Raw genomic sequence first — 13,441 nt, forward strand, 5'->3', positions numbered from 1 at the left:
ACGGGCGATCTTTTCCGGATCGTCAGTTCGCCGGCAGGAAGCCGACAAATGCCGCGATGTACCACCTGTCCGCGAGCTTCCTGCACATATAGGCGGTCTCCCAGTCGAGCTGCTCGACCGCGCCGTCGGCATATCTGACTTCGCCGTCAAAGTGTTTCAGGCACATGGCGAAGTCACCATTGATCTCGATCTTGCGCAGGCTCGACGCTGCGAAATGGGCCTGCCTCAGCGTTGCGCGATCGGCGCGGGCGGCACTTTTTCTGGCGAAACCCAGCCAGTTTTCCCTGTACTGATCCAGCGAGTTGAACGCTGGCGACCATGCCTCGGGTTTGCGCGCTCCGTTGGCATCGATACCGAAAAATGCCGAGGGCAGGATGTCGGCGGCATGACGTTCCCAGTCGCAGTCGATGAAGGCCTCGATGTCGTCATGCACCAGCACCTTCCAAAGCGTGGCATGGTCCTCATTGATGCCGGAGAACGGGTTCGCGTCGACTGGGCTCGGCATCGGCTACATCCTTCGTCCGTCTGCGTCGAATATGTGGACATCCTGCGGGGCAACCGACACTGAAAGTGCGGCGCCCGGTTCGGGTGGATTGGCGTTGGCGGAACGAACGCAAAGTTCCGCTTCACCAGCGTCGCTCGCCAGCGTCAGATATGTATCGGCGCCGGTGAATTCGCTGGAGACAACGCGCCCGGCAATGAGGTTCTCGCCACTGCCTTCAATCCGCAAATCGCTCGGCCGCAATCCGACGGTCAGAGCCTGCCCTTCTGCACCGGTGGGTGAAGTCGCCGTCAGCACGACGGAGCCGATACGTACCTTGTTGCCACCAAGCGAAACGCCCGGCACGAACTTCATCTTCGGATGGCCGATGAATTCCGCGACGAACAGATTTGCGGGGGAGTGGTAGATGTCGCGCGGGCTTCCGATCTGCTGGATGATCCCCTGATTGAGAACGATGATGCGGTCGGCCATCGTCATCGCTTCAAGCTGATCGTGGGTCACGTAGATCGTGGCCTTGCCGATGCGGCGATGCAGCTCGATCAGCTGGTGGCGCATGGCGTCGCGCAGCTGGGCATCGAGATTGGATAGGGGTTCGTCCATCAGGAATACGGCGGGCTCGCGCACCAGCGCACGGGCGAGCGCGACGCGCTGCCGCTGGCCGCCGGAAAGCGCGTCCGGGTGTTTCGGAAGCTGATCCGAGATACGCACCAGCTCGGCCGCTTCCTCGACTTTTGTCCGGCTTTCGCCCGGCGACAATCGCCGGCCGGAAGCTTTGAGGGGGTAGGCGATGTTCTCAGCCACGGTCATATGCGGGTAAAGCGCGTAGTTCTGGAACACCATGGCGACGTTACGGTCGCGTGGCAGCGCGTAGTTGACCAGCTGGCCGTCGACGTAGATTTCGCCCGAGCTGGGTTCTTCGATGCCCGCCAGCATTTTCAGTATCGTGCTTTTGCCGCAGCCGGACGGGCCCAAGAGAACGAGAAACTCACCCGGCGTGACCGACAGGTCGAGCGTGCGTACGACATCATGCGTCCCGTAGGACTTCTTGACGGAACGAAATTCGATGGCGGAACCGGCCATGATCAACCTTTCAGGGCACCAGATAGATTCTGCGCGAGGAAAAACCGCTGCAGGAAGATGAAGAGAAGCGTGATGGGGATTGTGGCGAGCAGCGAGGCTGCCGAGATCAAACCCCAATCGACGACGAAGTTTGCCTTCAGCCCCGATATGCCGACGGTGAGCACCTGGCGGGACTCGGTCTGGATGGCGACGAGCGGCCACAGGAAGCTCGTGTACTGCAGCATGAAGGTGTAGATCGCGTGGACCACCAGTCCGGGCTTGATCAGCGGCAGTATGATCTGGGTGAAGACCCGCCATTCACTGGCGCCGTCAAGCCTCGCCGAGTGGCCGAGATCATCCGGCAGCGAGACTATGAAGCTGCGCAGCATGAAGATGCCGAGCGGGTTGGCGAGCGCCGGCAGAATGAGCGCCCACCAGGTGTTGATAAGCCCCATCGACCGAACGATGAAAAACAGCGGGATGATGAGTGCGGCGACCGGAACCGCCACCGCGAGAAGCAGCGTTCCCGTCATCGCCCGCTTGCCGAAGAAATCCAGCTTCGCGAGCGCGTAGGCGGCCATCGCGTCGAGCACCAGCTTGAGTGCCGTCACCACCACGCCGACAAACAGCGTGTTGAATGTCCACCGCACGAACTCGGTTTCCTGAAGCAGCTTTGCGTAGTTGCCCCAGAACAGCGTGGAGGGGATCCATTCCGGCGGATAGCTGAAGAGCGACCGCGTTTCCTTGAGGGAGGTGGAGAGGATGTAGAAGAATGGGGTGAGCGAGATCAGCACGCCAATGAGAAGGATGCCGTAGGCGATCGTCGTCATCGAACGCGTCGGCTGCAGCGACACCGCGTTGCGCCTTCTGAACAGTCCCTTCGTCATCCTATTTCTCCCGGAACCAGAAGCTCTGAACGATGGTCAGTGCCAATACGACCAGCACCAGGATGAAGGAGAGCGTGGCCCCGTAACCCGGTTCGTTGAAGGAAAAGAGGCTGCGGTAGATGTACCAGGCTGTCGTTGCTGTCGCATTGGCCGGGCCGCCGTCGGTGAGGACGAAGACCGAATCGAACACCTGGAGATTGACGATTGTCGCGAAGACCACCGAGAAGAAGAATGTGGGTTTGAGCAGCGGCAGCGTCAGTTCGAAGAAGCGGCGAAGCGGGCCTGCGCCATCAAGTTCGGCGGCGTGAAACAGATCGCGCGGCAGGCCCTGGATTCCGGCAAGGAACAGCATTGTCCAGAAGCCGGCGCCTTTCCACACCTCGACCATCGCGATCGTCGGCATTGCGAGCGAGGCGTTGCCGAGGAAGTTGACCGGCTCGCCGGTGATCGCGCGCATGAGAATGTTCAGGATGCCGAAGTCCTGATGCAGCACGAATGTGAACATCAGCGCAGCGATCAGGATTGGCTGAAGCGTTGGAAAATAAAGGATCGTCTTGATCGGCGTATGCCCGATGCGGATCGCGTTCAGGCACAGTGCCAGAACCATCGCGATGATGAACACCGCAGGTATCGCCATGGCGGCGTAAAACAGCGTGTTGAAGATGGTCTGGCGTACGAGATCGTCGGAGAAAATCTGCCGCCAGTTGGCGAGCCCGACGAACTTCGCCGGCCCCATGACGCCGCCCGTCTGAAAGCTCTGTATGAACAGCATCACCACCGGCCAGGCCAGAAACAGCACGAACATCGCCAGTGCTGGCGCAAGGAAGGCATATGCAGTCAGATTGCGCCGCAGCGACTGACGTCGCCTCGCTCGGATAAGTTCGCTGGTGCCTGGCATGGCTCCCCCCAAAGAGCATGCGAAGGCGGGATCCCGTAGGACCCCGCCCCGTCGTTACTGCTTCAAAATACCATCGATGATACCGCACATCTCCTCGATGGTCGCGGCGCCCGACAGTTCGCCGCGATATGCGCGCTCGGCAACCGGCCAGATCGACTGCAGCATCTTCAGGATCTGCGGATGCGGCTGAATGCCTTTGACGCGCGGCACGAAGTCCTGCTGGACCTTCTGCATCGCCGGGCTGTTGGCAAACATGTTCGCCACGATGTCGTCGCGCACCACCTGCAGGTTCACCTGCTCGGCGAACCGGCCAACCTGCGGGCCCGATGCCCAGTGCTTGATGAACGCCCAGGCGGCATCCTTGTTGGGGCTTGCCTCTGCGATGGAGAGGATACCGAAATTGCCCATGACCGTCTGGCCCTTTTCGCCGGGCGGGGCATAGGCGACGTCCCACTCGAATGCGGGCGAATTGGCGACAAGTTCGCCGATCTGTGGCGTTTCGCCGTGGCAGATGGCGATGCGGCCGGCCTTGAACAGGTCGAACTGCTCCTGCGTCGACATCGAGCCCACAGGCGGCGTTACACCGGCCTGATGCATGTCGATGAGGAACTGGGTTGCGGCCTCGGCTCCCTGCAGGCCGCAAGCCGTCCAGTCATCATTGAGCAGGTCCGCACCAGCATTATGGACGTATGGTAGCCAGTCCCAGAACGCGAAGTCGCCGGTTCGGGTCCGGGCGGAAAAGCCGTATGTGCCGTTGCCGGTGATCTTCTTGGCAGCTTCCATCATGTCGCCATAGGACTTGTTCCAGCTGTCCAGGACGCCGGCTTTGGCGAGCAAGTCCTTGTTGATGAAGATGTTGTACACCGCGCCCAGAACGGGCACGCCCCAGGTGCCGCCGCCCTGTTTGGCAAGCGCCCATGCGAACTCGGGAATGTGCGCGCGCTCTGCCGCCCAGTCCGGGCTGTCGACCAGCGCCGTCATGTCGTGCAGGGCACCCTGCTTGGCGTAGGCCGGATAGATCAGATCCACGAGATACAGAACGTCCGAGGGATTGCCGGAGGCGAAGCCCGTCGTCAGTTCGGCATTCATGTTTGCCCAGTCATAGGTCGTGAAAGCGACGTCGACCTCGGGCGCTACCGATTTGAAGTCATTGATGATCATCGCCTCGAATTTCGCCTCGTCGGCGGAGTGCGGCCCCTTGATCATCGTGATGCTGCCGGAAAGTGCTTCCGCAGCGAAGAGCGGACGCATTGCCAGTCCCGGCATGGCCGCGAAGGAAGCCGCCATGGCGCCGGTTTGCAGCAGCCGTCGCCTTGAGATGGAAGTTACATTCGGTTTCATTCTCTCTCTCCCATTATTATGCGCAGTTGACGGCCGGCGTGCCGCGCCGGCCGGTTGGGCGTCAGCCCGAACCTGGTTGTGAGACTGGCTTGTAGGCGACCACGTCGATCTCGATCTTGGCGTCGACCATAAGGCTGGCCTGCACTGTGGAACGAGCGGGCGCTCCGTCGGGAAAATAGCCGGCGTAAACTCGGTTGAAGGTCCAGAAGTCGCGTGTGTCGTCGAGCCAGACGGACACTTTGGCGACATCGTCCAGCGTGCAACCCGCCTGGTCGAGCACCTTGACGATGTTGTCCATGGTCCGGCGCGTCTGGGCCTCGATGCCGCCCGGTTCGATTTCGCCGCGGTCGTTCATGGCGACCTGACCGGATACGAATACGAAGTCTCCGGCTCGCACAGCAGGCGAGAAGGGCAATGACTGTCCGCCGGCTCCGGTTCGCTCCAGGCCTATCCGTTCAATCGCCATAACCAGCACCTCGTCTTTGTTTGAGTGTTGAAGAGCCCGCCTCATGCATCGGCTTGCCTCCGGCAGGCTTCGAATAGCCGGCTTGCGGTTTCGGCCGCAGCAGCTGGGGTCGTTCCTGGCCTGTAGAGCGAACTGCCGAGTGCGAGCACGTCGGCGCCGGCATCGAGCCAGGCTTGTGCGGTGTCCGGCGATACGCCACCGGTGACGACGATCGGCACAGCATTGGGAAGGACTGCCCGCCAGGCACGAATGACTGCGGGGCCGCCTGCTTCGGCTGGAAAATACTTCAGCGCCGTCGCGCCGGCCGCGAGTGCCGAGAATGCCTCGGTCGGCGTGAAGACGCCCGGTATCGAGAACATGTCGCGCCTGACCGTTTCGGCGATGACCGAGGGGTCGCAGTTCGGCGAAACAACGAGGCGTCCGCCGGCCTCGTGCACCCGCGCTACTTCGGTGGCCGAAAGAACGGTGCCTGCACCGATCAGGATGTCGTCGCCATAGGCTTTTGCGAGGCGTGCGACGGAAACGAAGGGTTGGGGCGAGTTCAGCGGCACTTCGATGGCGCGAATTCCCGCTTCGACCAGCGCTTCGGCGACCGGAAGAACTTCGGACGGCGTGATGCCGCGCAATATCGCGAGGAACGGGGCGTCGTCGAAATGTGAAGAAACGAAACTCATGCGAACGCACCCGCCTGGTGCTGAAGCGCAAGAGTGAGGCCGGCGCGCGTCGCGTCTTCCGACGAAACGCATGTCACCGGCCGTCTCAGCACGCCGAAAGCAAATTCGTAGGGCTCGCGCAGCTTTCCTTCGGCGAGCAGGACCAACGGCTCAGCCGCACCTTCCAGCTCCCACCGGAGCTCGGCTCCTATGGTGAGGCCTGAAAGGAACCAGTAGGCTTGTTCGGGTCGCATGTTGCCGGTCACGACGCGGCTGCGCGTCTGAAACAACGCACGTGCCAGCGGCACGATTGCCGAGAGCTCGACGCCTTCGCGAAATGCGGATGCATCGAACGGGGCTTCTTGTGTCAACGCGGCAAAGACCGCGCTTTTGCGCGCTGCCGCAAAGAGGTCGCCGGTTGCATAGGTGCGAAACGCGGTGAGACGACCACTTTCAGCCTGCACCCATTTACTGTGAGTGCCCGGGATGCAGAAGGTCGCATCCCGCATTTGCGCGATCATGCTGATGAGCTGCGTTTCTTCTCCCCGCATCACATCCGGAAGCGGCCCCTGCTGTATGATGCCGGGAAGGATTTTCAGGGTGCTGCCTGGCACGGTGCGCGCTGCGCGCACGATCCCAGCCGGTTCCACCGGGCAGGGAAGGTAGGGCGCTTCGTGCCAGCCGTCGCGAGCGCCGACCATGCCGCACGCAATCATCGGCAGATTGTCCGCTGGGGGCAGGGCGGCGAGGAGCTCCTGAAGAACCTGCGCGAAACCGCGGGTGCGGGCTTCGCCAAGGCCGACCGCGAGGCGGCCTTGCGCCGCCGGTGTTCCGTCCTTCCTCAGGAGCCAGGCGCGGATATTGCTGGAACCCCAGTCGATGCCAATTCCGAGCGCGCTCACCATACCTGCCCTCGTGCGGCCACGCGGGCTTCTCCGACATGCCGGTCGCCGCGCAACAGGACCACCGTGTCGAAGAGATTCGACACCACGCAGGCATGATTGGGCACGATCCTCAGCCGGTCTCCGATCTTCAGGTCGAGAGCGCCGTCGCGAGAAACGACGCGACCGTGTTCCTCGCTTAACAGGTCTATGAAGAGGTTGGGGCGGTCCGGCACAAAGCCATGACCCTCGAGGCCGAAAAGGTCCGAGGTGAGCGCTTTCGATCCCGCATCGATGATCGCATGTTTGCCGGAGACAGAGACGACAGTCGACAACACCGTCAGCGCGCAATCCTGCCAGCCGCAGACCTTGCGCTCGACGAGAGAGCGGTCGTTGTAGACATAGGTGCCGACCCGGTACTCCGTTGCGGCCGATTTTTCGTGCGCGTGCCACATGTCCGGTGAGCCGCCAGAGGAGATGACCGGAACCTCCAGCCCCCGGGAAATGATCAAGTCGCGCGCCTGGCTCAGCCAGGCGGTAACGCTGGCGGTCTGGCCGGCCGGCGGATAGGTCATGAGCCCTGCGAATGCGAGGCCAGGCAGCGCGGCGATGTCGAGCGCGAGATCCGCAGCGGCGGCAGGTGTCGGCACACCGCAGCGCTCGGCTCCTGTATTGCACTCCACCAAAACCGGCAGCGGGCGGTCGGCATCGGCAAATCCCTGGCTGAGGCCGTTTGCCACGACAATATTGTCTGCAACGACGGAGATATTGACGCGCTCGGCCAGCCGTCGCAGGCGCGAGACCTTGGCCTCGCCGAGGATGTTGTAGGCGATGAGGACATCCTGCATTCGGCCGGCATTCACCATGGCCTCCGCCTCGCTCACCTTCTGGCAGGTGATGCCGACGGCGCCTTGAGCCAGCTGATATTCGGCAAGGCCGGGCAGCTTGTGTGTCTTAATGTGCGGCCGCAGCTTCAGCCGGTGTTCGTCGCAATAGCGCTGATAGGCGCGGATGTTCGCTTCGGCCGTATCGAGGTCGATCAGCACTGCGGGGGTGTCGATCGCAGCGGCAATCATTCGGCCGCCTCCTCAGCGTGAGGGTTCGCCACGATGGGCCACATTGGCCGCGTCAGCTCGCGATAGCGGGTCTTTTCAGGCTTGCTGGGGTAGGGGCCGTCGACTGCCACATAAAGTATCTCTGCGGCGATGGGCGAAAAGGCACCGTGGAAGTGGTTGGTGGATTTGACGATCAGGATTTTTCTGCTGACAGCCTCGATGCCGAGATTGTCGAATATGTCGGGCGAAAAAGCCTGCGAACGGTTGGTGTTGAGGACGATGTCGACGCCGCCGACCCGAATGGCCGCGCAGTCGCCCAGAGGTACCAGTGACGCGCCAAAACGCTGAACCGTGTCACGGCGAAGCTTTGTCACAGTCACGCGTGCATCGATCGGGTCGCCGGCATGCGCGGAGGTCTTGCCGCCGAAACGCAGTTCGAACTCGGCGCCTTCGCCGGCAGCAAAGCAGAGGCGCACCGCCATCGGATCCCAGATCGTGCCAACGGCGACGCCGGGCATGCCGCGGCGCAGAACCTCGCCGAGCAGGATGGTCGAATCGCCCGCGACGCCGCCGCCGGGATTGTCCCACACATCGGCCATCACGACAGGAGTGGCATCGGCGGCCGATGCGCGGTCAAGCGCCTCTTCTGGCGTCAGAAAATCTGGCTGAGCCAGGCCCCGCATGCTGAAAAGCTCCTGCCCAAGCTTCCTAGCAATAAGGTCGCCTTTGGCCCTGTCACCGTCGGTGACGACCAGGATCTTTGCGCCGAGGTCCGGTGAGTCTCCCGCCATGAAACCGTGGATCACCGAAACCGACAGAACGTCGCCGCGGTCTTCCATTGTCCGGAGCCGGTCGACGAAACCGCGCATGGGTTCCCGACTGGTCAGGAAGATGTCGATCATCCGTGCATCCCAGACCGAGATTTCCGGCCTGATTTCACCTCTGGCGGCTTTCAGGGTGAGATCGACGCAGTCTTCGCCGGCCTTGACGAAATCGGTGTGCGGGAACTCCTTGAACACGACGATGACGTCCGCATTCGCCACCCGCTGCGCGCTCAGATGACTGTGCGGGTCGAAGGTGACGCCGATCTTCGTTTCCGGGCCAACGATCGTGCGCACCGCGGCGATCAACTCGCCCTCGCAGTCTACACAGCCATCGGCGATCATCGCGCCATGAAGGCCGAGGACGGCTACGTCGAGCGGCAGCGCTTCCCTGACCTGCTCCAGAATCTCGTCGCGCAACGTCTCCCAGGTCTGCCGGTTCAGAAGCCCGCCGGGTTCCGCCCAGGTCGCGGTACCCTCAATCAGTTCAATCTCGCCCGTGGCCGCACAAGCGCGCAACGCGGGGAAGACGGCGCTGCATAAAGTCGGCGTTTCAGGGTGCTTGCCCGGAGGGGCGTAGAAACTCTGCGCGAAGTCGGCGAAGTCGGTCCTCAGCGGCGAAAAGGTGTTCGTCTCGGTGGCGATCGAGGCACAAAATGCGCGCATCAGGTGTTCCTGCGATATGAAATTTAATTTCATCTATCGCGGAATTGTCGTGATTGTCAAAGTCCTTTTTGTGATTAAGTTTCATTTCGCGCGCGGCCGTCGCGTTCGCCAGCCTTGAGTTTTCAGTAGCCACGCGCTGCCCACCTTGAGAAGATATGACCCATGCCCAGCAGCGCGCTGGAGCAGAAGGTGGCGGGGAGGGGAGGTCATTCGCTTCGACACCGACATTGTTGTCCGCGAGGTCGACCGTCGAATTGGAGCCGTTTCCCGCCTCGATTAGGCTGCAGCAGCGGCGACTATCGCCTGCCGAACGCTGGCACCCCCGATTTGGCCAGTTCTGGACCTGTCGTATCCAGCGAATCTTGTGCATGGCTTGAAACCGGGCCGCATTGTCCTTCCAGCGCGGTAGATGTCCTGAAACAGTGCGGTCGGTACAGGAATGCGGTGCCCCATGCGGTCAGGTGCATTATGACGAGCGGCGTATATGCCTGTTTATGAACTTGCAGCGCTGGGTGCGGCGACATGCTGGGCGCTGACGGCGCTTTTTTCAGCGACACCGGCCGGCCATCTCGGCGCGATCGCATTCAACCGTGCGCGGCAGGTTTTCGTGACCGGTTTGCTGCTTGTCTATGTCTTACTGACCGGAAGCTGGCGGGAGCTTGGCGGTGAGCATCTCGTGCCACTGCTGGTGTCGGGCCTGATCGGCATATTCATCGGCGACACTCTGCTTTTTGCGACGCTCAACCGGCTTGGCCCGCGCCGTTCGGGTATTCTTTTTGCCTTGAACGCCCCGATGGCAGCGCTGCTCGGCTGGGTTCTGCTCGGCGAGGATTTGTCCGGTTTTGCGGTCATCGGTATTGCACTCACAGTCGCAGGTGTCGTGCTTGCCATCCTATTCGGCAAACGCCGCGCGCAGCTGCACCAGTGGGAGACGATACGCGGGCCGATATGGGCGGGCGTTGCACTTGGCCTGACCGCTGCCGCCGGCCAGGCGGTGGGCTCGATCATTGCGCGGCCGGTCATGGCAGCGGGCGTCGACCCGTTCGCCGCTTCAATGTTGCGGGTCGGCGTCGCGGCGGCCTGTCTGACCGTGCTGATGCAGCTGCCGATGGAAGCGGTGAAGGCCAAGGGGCCGATGACGGCGAAGGTCGCCGCGCAGACCGCCTTTACCGGCTTTCTTGCGCTGGCAATCGGCATGACGCTGCTTCTCTTCGCCCTCTCGGGAGGCAAGGTCGGCATCGTGTCGACACTCTCCGCGACGTCTCCGGTGATCATCCTTCCGTTGCTGTGGGCGCGCACCGGCGAACGGCCGGCCGCCGGCGCCTGGGCAGGGGCCGCGCTGGTTGTCGCAGGCATGGCCTTGATCTTCCTGCGTTGAAGGGCCGGACGTTTTGCGCCTTCGTGGAGCTGACCGTCAGACTGCCAGCGAATGCCGTGCCTGCCCCATGCCGAAATAGGCATCGAAGCGGGCTGCTACGGTGCGCACGAGCTGCCGCCCGTCTTCGGTGACATGGAAGCGGTCGCCCGACATAATGAAATAGGGGCAAGTATCGTCGCCGGCCAGACGGGTGGCATCGGCCAGCACGGTTCCTGCCGCTGGGCCGAAGCGTCCGATCGTCTCCTGAACGCCGAAACCGAAATCGCACATCAGTCTTTCGATGACCCAGCCCCTGACCATGTCGTCGTCGGTGAATGCGATGCCGCGCTCGGTGGCGAGCCGCCCCTCGGCGATACGGCTCTGGTAGACGCCGGTTGCGGCTACGTTTTGCGCATAGCCCTGCCGCAGCCGGCTGATAGATGACGGCCCGAGGCCGATCAGGGTGTGGCACTCGTCATCGGTATAGCCCTGGAAATTGCGGTGCAGCCGGCCGTTGGCCTGCGCCGCGGCCAGCGGATCGCCGGGCAGCGCAAAATGGTCGATCCCGATTGGCAGATAGCCGCGTGCAGCTATCACCTCGGCAGCCATGGCGCTTTGGGCCACTCGTTCTTTCGGTCCGGGCAGAGTGGTTTCGTCGATGAGTTTCTGATGCTTCTTCATCCATGGCACGTGAGCGTAACCGAACAGCGCCATACGGTCGGGCTTAAGGGACAGTGCCAGATCGAGGGTGGTGCGCACGCTTTCATATGTCTGAAGAGGCAGGCCATAAAGGAGGTCGAGATTGATCGCGGCAATGCCCCTGGCGCGCAGCCCTTCGACGACATCGCGCGTACACTCGTAGCTCTGCTCGCGGTTGATCGCGGCTTGCACGCGCGGATCGAAATCCTGGATGCCCAGGCTTGCACGTGTCACGCCGACCTCGGCCATCGCGTCGAGCCTGGCCTCATCCATGTCGCTAGGGTCGATTTCAATGCTGATTTCGGCATCGGGCGCGAAGGTGAGTGTGCGGCGCAGCAGGCGCATAAGCGCGTTCAAATCTTCAGGCTTGAGCAGGGTTGGCGAGCCGCCACCGAAATGCAGAGAGGCAATCTGAGTGCGCGCGCCGATAAAGCCGCCGACGATCCCGATCTCGCGCCGCAGTGCGCTGAGGAAAGGGAGCACCGGATCGTAGCGCTGTGTCTGCTTGGTGTGGCAGGCGCAGAACCAGCACAGCCGGTCGCAGAAGGGGACGTGAATGTAGAGCGACACCCGCTCGCCATCGGGAATGGCCCACAGCCAGTTCGCATATGAGCCGGCATCGACGCCGCCGTGGAAATGAGGGGCCGTTGGATAGCTGGTATATCTCGGGACGTTCCAGCTCGGCGGAAAAAGGGTTTCGTGTCGCATTCAAACTTGTCCGGCGTTGCGCTAGCAATAAAATGAACGCGAATGGCGGGCGGGCTTTGACTTCGATCAACAGGCACTAAACTTTTCAGCCTGGAAAAACTGTGGCGGCAGAGACCGGAATGAACAAATACGGCAACAATAGCGGCAATGCCGCGGAGCGGCTCGACATTCACAATTCGGAGGTTCCGGAAGTGTGTGCGGCGTGTGAAGCACGGCATGGCGGAATTTGTGGCGCGCTCGATCCGCAGCAGCTTCTGGCGCTTTCCAAATCGTCGTCGCGTCATCGCGTATCGAGCGGAGCGGAGCTTGTCGGCGATGCCGAAGCCGTCGATCATTATTCCAATGTGCTTTCAGGTGTCGTGAAGCTCACAAAAACGCTGTCGGACGGGCGCCAGCAGATTGTGGGGCTGCAGTTCGCGCCCGACTTTGTGGGGCGGCCGTTTAAAGACGAAAGCACGCTCAACGCCGAAGCTGCCACCGATGTGTCGGTCTGCTCGTTTCCGAAAGCAGCGCTGGAGCGAATGATCAAGGAGTCTGCGGGGCTGGAGCACAGGCTTCTGCAGCAGACGCTCAAGGAACTCGACGAGGCGCGCGACTGGATGGTTACGCTTGGGCGCAAATCGGCAGCCGAGAAGGTTGCCAGTCTGCTGCTGCTGATTGCGCGCAACATCAATCCGTATGCCGATCCCGAAAGCGAAACGGTGGAGTTCGACCTGCCGCTGACGCGGGCCGATATCGCTGATTATCTCGGATTGACGATCGAGACGGTGAGCCGGCAGATCACGAAGCTGCGTGCGGACGGTGTCATCGACATCCGCAACAACCGCCACATTACGGTGCCGGACATCGCAAGGCTGGAAGTGCGGACCGGAGCCTGAGGCCTAACGGTATGCCGCCCTGATCGCCGGGAGCACATGTTCGCGCTCGAAGGCGACATGGCGACGAACGCTTTCGAAAAAGGCGCGCAACATATAGCCGAAGGCTTCGGCGTTCTTCACCTCGCCGCCGCGCGCCGCGGCCAGAAGGGCTTCGGTCAGCTCGTCGGCGTAACACTCATCCTCGAAATGCTCGGCCCGGAGCCGCGTCAGTACGGACGGCTCCGCACCCTCTGCCAGAACCGATTCGTATGCCGGAAAAATCACCTGCTCCTCATAGAGGTGGGTGCTTCGAACCAGGGGGACAAGCACCGATGCGATCTGGAGGCAGCGCGCTCTATCGATGTTTTCGGGAAGCGAGTCGGCTATTTCCTCGAGGATGTCGCACAGGCGGATCTTCTCCTGCAGCACGCGTTCCATAGTTGCGGTGGAGACGGGGCCGTTTTCGGGCCCGCGCTCTTCACCCTGCGCGGCAAAATGCGTAATCGATGAAATGGAATTCGGCGTCACCGCAATCTCCGACTGGCTGGCCGGCGCAGATTGTGGGAGGACGGCCTGTACGGCTTTGACATA

Annotated in this window: 14 protein-coding genes; 2 read left to right on the forward strand and 12 right to left on the reverse strand. The window is 62.0% G+C overall.

Annotated features, from left to right (window positions below; all coding sequences use genetic code 11):
* Positions 1 to 22: 22 nt before the first annotated feature.
* The 10 genes from EP165_RS12490 to EP165_RS12535 all read right to left on the reverse strand — a co-directional run bounded on the left by EP165_RS12490 (position 23) and on the right by EP165_RS12535 (position 9,229).
* Positions 23 to 505, reverse strand: a complete 483-nt coding sequence (locus tag EP165_RS12490) for a hypothetical protein (protein WP_127523042.1) — start codon at positions 503 to 505, stop codon at positions 23 to 25.
* Between the two features lie 3 nt (positions 506 to 508).
* Positions 509 to 1,582, reverse strand: coding sequence for an ABC transporter ATP-binding protein (locus EP165_RS20755; RefSeq protein ID WP_127523044.1), 1,074 nt, complete (start codon positions 1,580 to 1,582; stop codon positions 509 to 511).
* 2 nt (positions 1,583 to 1,584) lie between these two features.
* The gene (locus tag EP165_RS12500; protein ID WP_127523046.1) at positions 1,585 to 2,448 is read right to left on the reverse strand and encodes a carbohydrate ABC transporter permease; all 864 of its coding nucleotides are present in this window, start codon (positions 2,446 to 2,448) and stop codon (positions 1,585 to 1,587) included.
* Between the two features lies 1 nt (position 2,449).
* Positions 2,450 to 3,346, reverse strand: a complete 897-nt coding sequence (locus EP165_RS12505) for a carbohydrate ABC transporter permease (RefSeq protein WP_127523048.1) — start codon at positions 3,344 to 3,346, stop codon at positions 2,450 to 2,452.
* A 54-nt stretch (positions 3,347 to 3,400) separates the two neighbouring features.
* A complete protein-coding gene (locus EP165_RS12510; protein ID WP_127523050.1) occupies positions 3,401 to 4,687 on the reverse strand; it encodes an ABC transporter substrate-binding protein in 1,287 nt (428 codons plus the stop codon).
* Between the two features lie 61 nt (positions 4,688 to 4,748).
* A complete protein-coding gene (locus EP165_RS12515) occupies positions 4,749 to 5,153 on the reverse strand; it encodes a RidA family protein (protein ID WP_127523052.1) in 405 nt (134 codons plus the stop codon).
* Between the two features lie 41 nt (positions 5,154 to 5,194).
* Complete coding sequence (locus EP165_RS12520; RefSeq protein ID WP_127523054.1) at positions 5,195 to 5,827, reverse strand: 2-dehydro-3-deoxy-6-phosphogalactonate aldolase; 633 nt, start codon at positions 5,825 to 5,827, stop codon at positions 5,195 to 5,197.
* Positions 5,824 to 6,711, reverse strand: coding sequence for a 2-dehydro-3-deoxygalactonokinase (locus EP165_RS12525; protein ID WP_127523056.1), 888 nt, complete (start codon positions 6,709 to 6,711; stop codon positions 5,824 to 5,826). Before EP165_RS12525 ends, EP165_RS12520 begins: the two co-directional genes overlap by 4 nt.
* The gene (locus EP165_RS12530) at positions 6,705 to 7,760 is read right to left on the reverse strand and encodes an alanine racemase (protein WP_127523523.1); all 1,056 of its coding nucleotides are present in this window, start codon (positions 7,758 to 7,760) and stop codon (positions 6,705 to 6,707) included. The genes EP165_RS12525 and EP165_RS12530 overlap by 7 nt, the downstream gene beginning before the upstream one ends.
* Positions 7,760 to 9,229, reverse strand: a complete 1,470-nt coding sequence (locus EP165_RS12535; protein WP_127523058.1) for a M81 family metallopeptidase — start codon at positions 9,227 to 9,229, stop codon at positions 7,760 to 7,762. Before EP165_RS12535 ends, EP165_RS12530 begins: the two co-directional genes overlap by 1 nt.
* 484 nt (positions 9,230 to 9,713) lie before the next feature.
* Here EP165_RS12535 and EP165_RS12540 point away from each other — a divergent pair, with 484 nt between their 5' ends.
* Complete coding sequence (locus EP165_RS12540) at positions 9,714 to 10,607, forward strand: DMT family transporter (protein WP_127523060.1); 894 nt, start codon at positions 9,714 to 9,716, stop codon at positions 10,605 to 10,607.
* A gap of 36 nt (positions 10,608 to 10,643) precedes the next feature.
* On the opposite strand, the gene hemN is transcribed toward EP165_RS12540, so the two are convergent.
* A complete protein-coding gene (hemN, locus tag EP165_RS12545) occupies positions 10,644 to 11,993 on the reverse strand; it encodes an oxygen-independent coproporphyrinogen III oxidase (RefSeq protein WP_127523062.1) in 1,350 nt (449 codons plus the stop codon).
* Positions 11,994 to 12,112: 119 nt separating this feature from the next.
* Between hemN and EP165_RS12550 the strand changes: the two genes are divergently transcribed.
* Entirely contained in the window at positions 12,113 to 12,871 is a 759-nt protein-coding gene (locus tag EP165_RS12550; RefSeq protein ID WP_127523064.1) for a Crp/Fnr family transcriptional regulator, read from the forward strand.
* Positions 12,872 to 12,874: 3 nt separating this feature from the next.
* On the opposite strand, the gene EP165_RS12555 is transcribed toward EP165_RS12550, so the two are convergent.
* Positions 12,875 to 13,378, reverse strand: a complete 504-nt coding sequence (locus EP165_RS12555; RefSeq protein ID WP_348629561.1) for a hemerythrin domain-containing protein — start codon at positions 13,376 to 13,378, stop codon at positions 12,875 to 12,877.
* Positions 13,379 to 13,441 lie beyond the last annotated feature (63 nt).

Origin of the sequence: Mesorhizobium sp. Z1-4 (assembly GCF_004000235.1) — a bacterium.
In the GTDB taxonomy this organism is placed as follows: Bacteria; Pseudomonadota; Alphaproteobacteria; order Rhizobiales; family Rhizobiaceae; genus RCIO01.